We start from the raw sequence: 10,927 nt of genomic DNA, 5'->3' as shown, positions 1-10,927 counted from the left end.
TCCGACCTTCAGCCGTGCCCTTGCAGCTTCGGGTTCTTCGCAAACAGATCGGCCGCCCAGTCGACGAAGGCACGGACTTTGGCGCTCAAGTGCCGGTTGGGCGGATAGACCACATGCACCGGTAACGGCGGCACGGTCCAATCCGGCAGCACCCGCACCAGCTCGCCGCTCGCCAGGTAGGGCTCGGCCACGTAAGTGATGCACTGCGAAATTCCGAAGCCGCCCAGGACCGCGCCGAGGTGTGCGTTGCCTTCGTTCACCGACACGCGGTAAGGCCCGGTGAGCTCGACCAGCTCATCACCTTTCTGGAACTCGTGCGGGTACAGGCGGCGCGTGCTCCCCGAAAAAAAGCCGACCAGCAAATGCCGCTTTTCAATGTCGTTCGGGTGCGTTGGCGTTCCGTAGCGCTTGATGTAGGCCGGTGATGCGACGGTGACCCAGGCCAGGTTGCCGATGCGGCGCGCGACCAGCGACTGGTCGGTCAGCTCGCCGCCGCGAATGACGCAATCGACGTTGTCGCTGATGAGGTCGACCGGGCGGTCGCTGACACCCAGGTCTACCTGAATGTCCGGATACCGATCGAGAAACCCTTGCAGCGCCGGAAGGATGATGAGCCGCGCCACAGAGGTGCCGACGTCGATGCGCAGCCGCCCGGTCGGGTTGGCCTGCGCGTTGGTCATGCTGGCCTCGATATCGTCGAAGTCGTTGAGCAGACGCGCAGCGCGCTCGAAGTAAGCAGCGCCGTCTGGCGTGACGGTGACGCGGCGCGTGGTGCGGTTCAGCAGCTTCACGCGCAGGTGCGCCTCCAGCCCCTGAATCTGTTTGGTGACTGTGCCTTTGGGCAGGCCGAGGGAATCTGCGGCACGGGTGAACGTGCCTGCTTCTACAACGCGAACGAAAACCCGCATTGCCTGGATCTGGTCCATAGAGGTGCTCCTGGCAGCGCGCGGCATGGCTTGCCGGCGAACTGAATTCTCACATGTGGATTTGCACTGATTGTTCTTCTAATGGAAACAGAGTAAGGATCAAGAGGCCCTTTTCTGATGCCCCCGGCGACTTATATTCAATCCATCGCTGGTTTCCTCCACTGACTCCGCAACTCCCACCTTCAGGTTCACCATGTCACCCCGTTCCATGTCCAAGTCCGCTGACGCTGCTGCTTCTGCCGTGACAGAGAACGCCGTCGACGTGGCCGACATCACGATTGCGCTGCCCGGCCGCGAGCCGGTGCAGGCCCGTACCTACGGCCTGAAGCAACGCGGTATTACCTCGCCGCTGGTGCTGCACTTTCATGGCGGTACCTTCACATGCGGTGGCCTCGACACCGGGCGCATGGTGGCGGGGCTGCTGCAAGGCGCGGGGGCGGTCGTCGTGTCGCTCGCGTATCCCTTGGCACCCAAGTACCCGTTCCCCGAGCCGATCGAAGTCGCCTACGCGGTGCTCGAATGGTTGTACGGCCAGCGCGTCAAGCTGGCGGGCAAGGGCGCACCCGTGTTCCTGGCCGGCGAGGAAGCCGGCGGTAACCTGGCAGCCGCGGTGGCATTGATCGCACGCGACCGCGGCCATCCGCCGCTGGCAGGGCAAATCCTGCTGTCGCCAATGCTCGACCCGTGTGCCGGTACCGCATCGCTGCGTGAAACCACCGGTGACGCGACGCAGTGCAAGTGGGCCGCAGGCTGGCAGCAATTTTTGAGCAGCCCGAAAGACGCGGTGCATCCGTATGCGGTGCCGAGCGCATCGATGCGGCTCGGCCAGATCGCGCCGACGCTGGTGCTGGTCGGCGACGACGATCCGATGCGCGACGAGGCGCTGACCTTTGCGCGACGCCTGCGCGAAGCCGGCAACCCGGTTACGAGCAGCGTGCTGCCCTCGGCGACCAACTGGCCCGATGCGTTGTCGGATCCAGCGGCTGGGGAGTGCGTTTGCAGCGTCACCGTGAAGCAGCACTTTCGCGAGTTTTTCAGTGCTTCAGCGCCGCACTTGACCGAGCCTGCCAAGCCGCAGGCCTCCAAGACCGGCTGACGCCGGTTCCCACTTCCCGCATTTTTCGGTAGCCGGCAACCCCGGTCGCCGATCCGCTTCCCGGTACCAGAGCACCGGGTGGCTACGCCTTTTCCAAAATTTCCTGAAGTCATCACGAGGACGAATCCATCATGTCTAAAACCGAACTTTCTTCGCTGGCCCGAAAGGGTCTCTGGCCCACTGTCACGGGTCTCACGGCGTTGCTCGCCATCGCTGGCGCGGCGCTCGGGCTGCCGTACCTGAAGGCAGAGGCCGGCAACGTGCCGGTGGCCGCTGCGCCGCAGGGCATTCCGGTGTCGGTCGCGACCGTGGCCGAGAGCGACGTAGCCGGCTGGAACGAGTTCTCGGGCCGCCTCGAAGCGGTCGAGCGTGTCGACGTGCGCTCGCGTGTAGCCGGCGCCGTGCAGGCCTCGCATTTCCGCGAAGGCGCATTGGTGAAGGCAGGCGATCTGCTCATCACCATCGACCCTGCACCGTACGCCGCCGACGTGGAGCGTGCGGCGGCGCAAGTCGCAGCGGCGCAGGCCCGCGTATCGCAGGCTGCCAGCGAGCAGGCCCGCGCCAAACGCCTGTGGGACGAACAGGCCATCGCGCAACGTGAGTTCGAAGAGCGTGCCAACACCCGCAATGAAGCCGATGCCAACCTGCGCGCGGCGCAAGCCTCGCTGCAGACCGCCAAGCTGAGCCTGGGCTACACGCAAGTGCGCGCACCGGTGTCCGGCCGCATCGGCAAGCTCGAAGTGACTGTCGGCAACCTCGTGGCTGCAGGCCCGGGTGCGCCGGTGCTCACCACGCTGGTGTCGGTCAGCCCGATCTATGCGAGCTTCGACGCCGATGAAGGCGTGATCGTGCGAGCGCTCAAAGACGTCGCTACCGCGGGCAGCAGCGCGCGCGGGTCGATCGAGAAAATTCCGGTGGAGATGGGCACGGCCGCCAGCGACGGCACACCGTGGCTCGGCAAGCTGCAACTCATCGACAACCAGGTCGATGCGAAGAGCGGGACTGTGCGCGTGCGTGCTGCCTTCGACAACGCCGACGGCGCGTTGATGCCGGGCCAGTTCGCCCGCATCCGGATGGGTCAGGCGCGTACCGACAAGGCGATGCTTGTCAGCGAGCGCGCGATCGGTACCGACCAGAGCAAGAAGTTCGTGATGGTGATCGGCGCCGACAACAAGGCCGAGTACCGCGAAGTGACGCTGGGCGCGTCGAACAACGGCCTGCGCGTCGTGAGCAAGGGCCTGAAGCCCGGCGAACGCGTGGTCGTCAACGGCCTGCAGCACATTCGCCCCGGCGCGTTGGTCACGCCGCAGACAGTGACGATGGACGCCAAGAACGAAGCGCCTTCGCAGGCCAAGCCGGAGCCCGAGCACGAACGTGTCGCACAGGCTGAAAAGTCCTGATCCAGGACGGAGGAGAAGCACCATGAATCTATCGAAGTTCTTTATCGATCGACCGATCTTCGCCGGCGTTCTGTCGGTGTTGATGGTCATCGCCGGGCTGATCGCGCTACGCGGTCTGCCCATCTCCGAATACCCTGAAGTCGCGCCACCCTCGGTCGTGGTGCGAGCGCAATACCCCGGTGCCAATCCGAAGGTGATTGCTGAAACCGTGGCCACGCCGCTCGAGGAATCGATCAACGGCGTCGATGGCATGCTCTACATGGGCAGCCAGGCCACGACCGATGGCGTGATGACGCTGACGGTCACCTTCAAGCTCGGTACCGACCCGGACAAGGCACAGCAACTGGTGCAGAACCGCGTCTCGCAAGCCGAACCGCGGTTGCCTGAAGAGGTGCGCCGACTCGGCATCACCACGATCAAGAGCGCCCCCGACCTGACGATGGTGGTCCACCTCGTGTCGCCGAACAACCGCTACGACATCAACTACCTGCGCAACTACGCGGTGCTGAACGTCAAAGACCGCTTGGCCCGCATCGACGGTGTCGGCCAGGTGCAGATCTTCGGTGGTGGGGAGTACTCGATGCGCGTCTGGCTCGACCCGCAAAAGGTCGCGCAGCGCAACCTGTCGGCCAGCGACGTGGTAGCCGCCATCCGCAGCCAGAACATCCAGGCCGCGGCCGGCGTGGTCGGTGCATCGCCGGGCTTGTCTGGCGTCGATATGCAGTTGTCGATCAACGCACAAGGCCGCCTGCAAAGCGAAGAAGAGTTCGGCGACATCATCGTGAAGAGCGGTGCCGATGGCGCCGTGACCCGCTTGCGCGATATCGGTCGCCTCGAGATGGGCGCGGCCGACTACTCGCTGCGCTCGCTGCTCAACAACGATGCGGCGGTCGGCATGGGCGTGTTCCAGGCGCCGGGTTCCAACGCACTCGACATCTCCTCCAACGTGCGCAAGACGATGGACGACATCGCCAAGGCGATGCCCGAAGGCGTCGAGTACCGCATCGCCTACGACCCGACGCAGTTCGTGCGCGCTTCCATCGAATCGGTCATCCACACGCTGCTCGAAGCCATCGCGCTGGTGGTGCTTGTGGTGATCCTGTTCCTGCAGACATGGCGCGCGTCGATCATCCCTTTGCTGGCGGTGCCGGTGTCGGTCATCGGCACCTTCGCCGTGCTGCATGTGCTGGGCTTCTCGATCAACGCGCTGAGTCTGTTCGGGCTGGTGCTGGCGATCGGCATCGTGGTGGACGACGCCATCGTGGTTGTGGAAAACGTCGAGCGAAACATCGAGGCCGGCCTGAGCCCGCGCGAAGCGACTTACAAGGCGATGCGCGAAGTGTCGGGGCCCATCATCGCCATCGCGCTGGTGCTGGTCGCGGTGTTCGTACCGCTGGCTTTCATCAGCGGCCTGACCGGCCAGTTCTATCGCCAGTTCGCGGTGACCATCGCGATCTCGACGGTGATTTCCGCCATCAACTCGCTGACGCTGTCGCCGGCCCTCGCGGCCCTGCTGCTGCGCGGCCACGACCAGCCGAAGGACGCGCTGACGCGCGGCATGGACCGCTACCTCGGCTGGCTGTTCCGCGGCTTCAACAAGCTGTTTCATCGCGGCTCGGAGGCCTACAGCGGTGGCGTCAAGGGCGTGATCTCACGCAAGACGATCATGCTGGTGATCTACCTGGCGCTGATCGGCGTGACCTTCGGCTTGTTCAAGGCGGTGCCAAGCGGCTTCGTTCCGGCGCAAGACAAGCAGTACCTGATCGGTTTCGCGCAGCTGCCCGACGGTGCCACGCTGGACCGCACCGAAGACGTGATCCATCGCATGGGCGACATCGTGAAGAAGAACCCGAACGTAGAAGACGCCATTTCGTTTCCGGGCCTTTCGATCAACGGCTTTACCAACAGCTCGAACTCGGGCGTGGTGTTCGTCACGCTCAAGCCTTTCGACCAACGCAAGCGCCCGGACCAGAGCGGCGGTGCCGTCGCGGGTCAGCTCAACCAGCAGTTCGCCAGCATCCAGGATGCCTTCATCGTGATGTTTCCGCCGCCACCGGTGGCGGGCCTCGGCACCACGGGCGGCTTCAAGATGCAGATCGAAGACCGCGCATCGCTCGGCTACGACGAGATGGACAAGGCCGTGAAGGCGTTCATGGGCAAGGCCTCGCAAGCACCTGAACTCGCCGGCATGTTCACCAGCTGGCAGGTCAACGTGCCGCAGCTGTACGCGGACATCGACCGCACCAAGGCGCGCCAGCTCGGCGTGCCGGTGACGGACATCTTCGACACGATGCAGATCTACCTCGGCAGCCTGTATGCGAACGACTTCAACAAGTTCGGCCGTACTTACAGCGTGCGGGTGCAGGCCGACGCGCCGTACCGCGCCCGTGCCGAAGACGTGGGACTGTTGAAGGTGCGCTCCAACTCGGGCGAGATGGTGCCGTTGTCGGCGTTGATGAAGGTCAACTCGAGCTTCGGACCCGAGCGCGCGATGCGCTACAACGGCTACCTTGCTGCAGACGTCAACGGCGGACCGGCGCCCGGCTATTCGTCGGGCCAGGCGCAAGACACCGTCGCGCGCATCGCGGCCGAGACGCTGCCCAAGGGCATCAGCTTCGAGTGGACCGAGCTGACGTACCAGGAGATCCTGGCCGGCAACTCTGCGTTCCTCGTGTTTCCGCTGTCGATCCTGCTGGTGTTCCTGGTGCTCGCCGCGCAGTACGAGAGCCTGACGCTGCCGATCGCGATCATCCTGATCGTGCCGATGGGCCTGCTCGCCGCCATGACCGGCGTCTGGATATCGGGAGGTGACAACAACGTCTTCACGCAGATCGGGCTGATTGTGCTGGTCGGGCTGAGCGCCAAGAACGCCATCCTGATCGTGGAGTTCGCACGCGAGCTGGAGTTCGCCGGCAGATCACCGATCCAGGCCGCGATCGAGGCCAGCCGTCTGCGTCTGCGCCCGATCCTGATGACCTCGCTGGCCTTCGTGATGGGTGTGCTGCCGCTGGTGCTGTCGACCGGTGCCGGCTCCGAAATGCGCAAGGCAATGGGCGTGGCGGTGTTCGCCGGAATGATCGGCGTGACGGCCTTCGGCCTGTTCCTGACGCCTGTCTTCTATGTGGCGCTGCGCCGGCTGGCGGGCAACAGGCCGTTGACGCAACACGGCGAAGGAACGATGTCGCCGTCGCCTTCACAGGCAGCGCCTGCAGCGCTTGGTGGTGGAGGCAGCCTGCATGCGCAGCCCGCTGCGCCGCATCGGTCGCACGAATAAGGGCCGCGTTACTGCGACCAGAAGGAGATTCATCATGACAAGCAATTTCTCGTATTTCGCGCGCCCGCTGCGCACCGCCTTGCTGCCGCTCGTGGCTGCATTGGTGCTCGCTGGCTGCGCGTCGACCGGCGAGGTGTCGACCGGCATCACGACGCCGGTGCAGTTCAAGGAACAGACCGCCAAGGGCGCCGCTGCGGCGACAACCAACGCTGCGTCTGCGCAGGCCGCAGGCAATTGGTGGGTCGCGTTCAATGACCCGGTGCTCAACGAGCTCGTCGAGCGCGCTGCCGTCAACAACACCAGCGTGCAGCAAGCGGCTGCGCGGCTCGGCGAGGCACGCGCACTGGCACGCACCGTCGATGCCGACCGATCGGTGCAGGTCGGCCTGGGTGCCGGTGCGAGCCGACAGGCCGGCATCGACCGCAACCTGAGCAACAAGCCCTCCACGCTGTTGAACGCCGGGGTCAGCGTGTCGTACGAAGTCGATCTGTTCGGCAAGTTGTCGGGTGCCAGCAATGCGGCGTCGCTCGATGCGCAATCGCGCGAGTCGTTGTTGCAAAGCGCTCGCTTGCTGGTGCAGGCCGAGACCGCGCAGACCTATCTGTCCGTGCGCGCGCTCGATGCCGAACGTGCCCTGGTGCGCGAGCAGGTCGATGCCTACGCCGACACCCTGAGGCTGACCGAGCGGCGCTTCAAGGCCGGTGATCTGGCCGAGCTCGATGTCGCCCGCGTGCAGACCGAAGTGGCCGCAACCGAGTCCGACGCGCTGGCACTCGACCGCCAACGCGCCTTGCTCGAACACGCTCTGGCCGTGCTGACCGGCGACGTCGCATCCAACTTCGCCATGAACAGCGGCGAGTGGTCGACCGCTTTGCCATCGATCCCGGCCGGCTTGCCGTCGACCGTGCTCGAACGGCGCCCCGACATCGCCGCCGCGCAGCGCAGCATGGAAGCCGCGCAGGCACGCCTCGGCGTCGCGAAGACTGCGTGGTTCCCCACCATCGCGCTGACGGGTGGTGGTGGCTACGCCTCTTCGGACCTGAGCGACCTCTTCAAGTGGTCGGCACGCTCGTGGGGTATTGGTGCATTGCTGTCGTTGCCGTTGCTCGACGGGGGTCGCCGCGAGGCCGGCGTGCAGGGCGCATCGGCGCAACTCGACGGTGCGCTGGCAAGCTACCGCGAACAGGTGCTCGTGGCTTTCAGGGAAGTCGAAGACCAGCTCGCCTCGCTGCGGCTATTGCAGGAGCAATCGGACGTGCAGGCGAGGGCGGTTGCATCGGCGCGCCGCGCCACGGTGCTCTCGGATTCGCGCTATCGCAACGGCTATGTGAGCCAGCTCGATCTGCTCGACGCGCGGCGCAGCGAGCTGCGCAATCGGCGGCTCGCGCTGCAGGTGAAGTCGGCGCAATACCAGGCGACGGTAAATTTAATTCGCGCGTTGGGCGGTGGGTGGGATGCGCCGGCGGTGCTCGCAGTAAACGGATAGGCATAGGCCTTTAAGGGGCTTGCCTTCGCGCCCGCTAGGCATACAGTCTGCCCGTCTTAATTGCACGGAGCACCGCATGGACCACGACCCTTTTGCCGAACTCAAAAAACGCCAGCGCGAGTTGTGGGCATCGTTCGGTCCGACCGCCACGAGCACCACGCCGGTGGCAGCGCACCTCGTCAAGTTCGCGGCCATTGCCCCCGGCGATACGGTGCTGGATGTCGCCACCGGCACCGGTGTTGCAGCCATCACCGCGGCTCGCGCGGGTGCGCGCGTCAAGGCGCTCGACCTGACGCCTGAACTGCTCGCACAGGCGCATGAAAATGCACGCATCGCTGGCCACGAAGAGATCGAATGGACCGAGGGCGATGCGGAACAGTTGCCCTATGCCGATGCGAGCTTCGATGTGGTGCTGAGCCAGTTCGGGCACATGTTCGCGCCAAGGCCAGAGGTCGCCATCGCCGAGATGCGTCGCGTGCTGAAGCCTGGCGGCCGCATCGCCTTTGCGACCTGGCCGCCGGAGCACATGGTGGGCCGCATGTTCGCGTTCGTCGGACGCAATTCGCCGCCACTGCCTTCGGGTTCAGCGCCGCCACCGCAATGGGGAAATCTGGCGGTGATCGCCGAGCGACTCGGTGCTCGCTTCGACTCGCCTTTCTTCGAGCGAGGCGTCATGGCATATCCGTCGCTCAGCCTTTCGCACTACCGGCTGTCCATGGAACGCACGATTGGCCCGTTGCAGAAGCTGGTCGAACGACTTGTGAGCGAGCCGGAGAAGCTCGCCGCCCTGCGCAGCGAGTTCGATGCGATGGCCGAGCCTTACTACTACGACAACGTCGTGCACCAGGACTATGTGCTGACTAGGGCGCACGCGATTTGACCGGGGCAATCATTGCCTTGCAATCGGCTTTCAATGGCCGTCGACTTTTACGAAATAGATTTCCCGACACGTCAACAGGCCATTTTCGATCGACGTTGTAAGCGCATGAGACCGCTCGGTTTCATGCAACCTTTCAGGACTTCCAATGTTCAATCGCACTACGTTCGCCTTCGCTGTGGTCGCCTTCGGCGCCGCCACCTTCACTGTCGGCGCGATGGCAGAGACACCGTGGCAGCATGCCCACCCGCGCCGTACCGAAGTCAACGCGCGCCTGAATCACCAGGACCGGCGCATCAACAACGAAGTGAAAAGTGGCGAGATCAGCAAGGGCCAAGCAGCCACGCTGCACAAAGAAGATCGGCAGATTCGCCGCGAAGAACATGCCATGGCGCGGCAGGATGGCGGCCACATCACGAAGCTGGACCAACGTGCCCTGAACCAGCAAGAGAACGGCGTCAGCGCCCAGATCGGCAAGTGAGTCGAGAGGCGCCCGGCGGACCGGGCACCCGACCTCAAAGGCGCGTCCTTCCATGACGTAGCCCTTTGGCTTCCACGGCCCAACCGCTGCTTTCCGAGTGCCACGTTCTCATGAAAAAAAACATCGTCTCGCCGTCCGCCTCTTTGGCTGCCATGTGCCTCGCGACCCTGGTCGCCGGCTGCGTCGCGCCGCCTCCGCCACCGCCGCGCTACGTCGTCGTTCGGCCGCCGCCGGTCTACATGAGTCCGCTTCCAACGGCTGCAGTAGCGTATTCGTCGCCTGTCGTGATGCCAGTGATCAGCGTCTACATCGACCCTCCGATGGTGCAGCCGGAACCGATCGCCGTCCGCTGGGCGCCGCCGGCAATGCTGGTCGAAGTGCCCCCGCTTTCGCCGTTTCCGCTGGCGGTGTGGACCGGTGGTTACTGGGATTGGCACGACCGTTGGGTCTGGTCTGCCGGGCGCTGGATGGCACCGCCGCAATTGGGCTATGGATGGGTCCAGCCGTACTACGAGCATCGCGACAACGCGGTCCTGTTCGTTTCCGGCTATTGGTCCGCGCCAGGATTGCGGTTCGTACCTCCGCCTCTCGGTATTTCCATTGCCTTTGCCGCGCCCGGGGTCGGTGTCGTCGCGGGGCTACCTCCAATCGGTCCACAGGGCGTGTTCGTGCCGCCGCCGCCCGGTTCGAGGCCAGGTCTCATCGTGCCCGCGCCTATCGGTACGCCGCCGGCCGTGGTGACGAGCGCACCGCCGGTCACCAACGTCGGCATGCGGATTCAAAACACGACGATCAACAACAACAACAACAACATCACCAACAACGTCACGAACATTGCCAACACACGCAATTTCACGGTGACGGCGCCGGCGGGCGTCACGGCGAGCGGAAAACCTTTTGAAGCCGCAGTGCCGGCGGCTGCGCATCTCGCGGCTGCGCTGCCGCCGGTGATGCGCCTCGAAGCACCGGTTCCGGTGAGCACGAAACCGGTTGCTGCCTTCATGTCCGGCCGGACACCCGTCGCCCTGCCGGCAGCGCAGGTGGTTCGGTCTGCACCTTCAATCGGCACGCTATCGGCACCGTCGGCAGCCTCCGTGCAGCGCCCGGAACCGGAGCATCGTCAAGCGGCTTTGAGTCCAGCGGCGTCGCCGGAGGCTCCTCGCATGTCGCGCGTCAGCGATGAGCGGATCGAAGCCGCCAGGCAGTCGAATGTCCAGCAAGCAGCCCATCATGCGCAGCGGCCGCCCGAGCGTTTTGCCGGACACGCGCAGCCGCCCCAAAGGCAAGCCATCCGGCCATCGACAGGGAGCCATCCGGGCGAGCGGCCAAAGCCGGAACACAAGAAAGAGTGAGCCGCAAGGCGCGCTCGGTGCGGGCACCGCAGCGC

8 protein-coding genes are annotated in these 10,927 nt (G+C 64.9%); 7 read left to right on the top strand and 1 reads right to left on the bottom strand.

All coding sequences use genetic code 11. The features are described 5' to 3' along the window. Positions 1–8: 8 nt before the first annotated feature. Positions 9–926, bottom strand: coding sequence for a LysR family transcriptional regulator (locus H7F36_RS18975; protein ID WP_187052242.1), 918 nt, complete (start codon positions 924–926; stop codon positions 9–11). A 208-nt stretch (positions 927–1,134) separates the two neighbouring features. Here H7F36_RS18975 and H7F36_RS18970 point away from each other — a divergent pair, with 208 nt between their 5' ends. The 7 genes from H7F36_RS18970 to H7F36_RS18940 all read left to right on the top strand — a co-directional run bounded on the left by H7F36_RS18970 (position 1,135) and on the right by H7F36_RS18940 (position 10,892). Further along, the gene (locus H7F36_RS18970) at positions 1,135–2,022 is read left to right on the top strand and encodes an alpha/beta hydrolase (RefSeq protein ID WP_410003044.1); all 888 of its coding nucleotides are present in this window, start codon (positions 1,135–1,137) and stop codon (positions 2,020–2,022) included. A gap of 131 nt (positions 2,023–2,153) precedes the next feature. Then, positions 2,154–3,422 (top strand): efflux RND transporter periplasmic adaptor subunit, encoded by a 1,269-nt coding sequence (locus H7F36_RS18965; RefSeq protein ID WP_187052240.1) that lies wholly within the window; start codon positions 2,154–2,156, stop codon positions 3,420–3,422. A gap of 22 nt (positions 3,423–3,444) precedes the next feature. After that, entirely contained in the window at positions 3,445–6,696 is a 3,252-nt protein-coding gene (locus H7F36_RS18960; RefSeq protein ID WP_187052239.1) for an efflux RND transporter permease subunit, read from the top strand. Between the two features lie 34 nt (positions 6,697–6,730). Continuing rightward, positions 6,731–8,182, top strand: coding sequence for an efflux transporter outer membrane subunit (locus tag H7F36_RS18955; RefSeq protein WP_187052238.1), 1,452 nt, complete (start codon positions 6,731–6,733; stop codon positions 8,180–8,182). A gap of 76 nt (positions 8,183–8,258) precedes the next feature. Then, the gene (locus tag H7F36_RS18950) at positions 8,259–9,062 is read left to right on the top strand and encodes a class I SAM-dependent methyltransferase (RefSeq protein ID WP_187052237.1); all 804 of its coding nucleotides are present in this window, start codon (positions 8,259–8,261) and stop codon (positions 9,060–9,062) included. Positions 9,063–9,276: 214 nt separating this feature from the next. Next, a complete protein-coding gene (locus tag H7F36_RS18945) occupies positions 9,277–9,540 on the top strand; it encodes a hypothetical protein (protein WP_410003091.1) in 264 nt (87 codons plus the stop codon). A gap of 110 nt (positions 9,541–9,650) precedes the next feature. Then, on the top strand, positions 9,651–10,892 hold the full coding sequence (locus H7F36_RS18940) for a hypothetical protein (RefSeq protein WP_187052236.1): 1,242 nt from the start codon (positions 9,651–9,653) through the stop codon (positions 10,890–10,892). The last annotated feature ends 35 nt before the right edge of the window (positions 10,893–10,927 follow it).

The sequence above is a fragment of the Variovorax sp. PAMC28562 genome, from assembly GCF_014303735.1.
GTDB lineage: Bacteria > Pseudomonadota > Gammaproteobacteria > Burkholderiales > Burkholderiaceae_C > Variovorax.
This window is presented reverse-complemented; position numbering and strand designations above follow the sequence as displayed.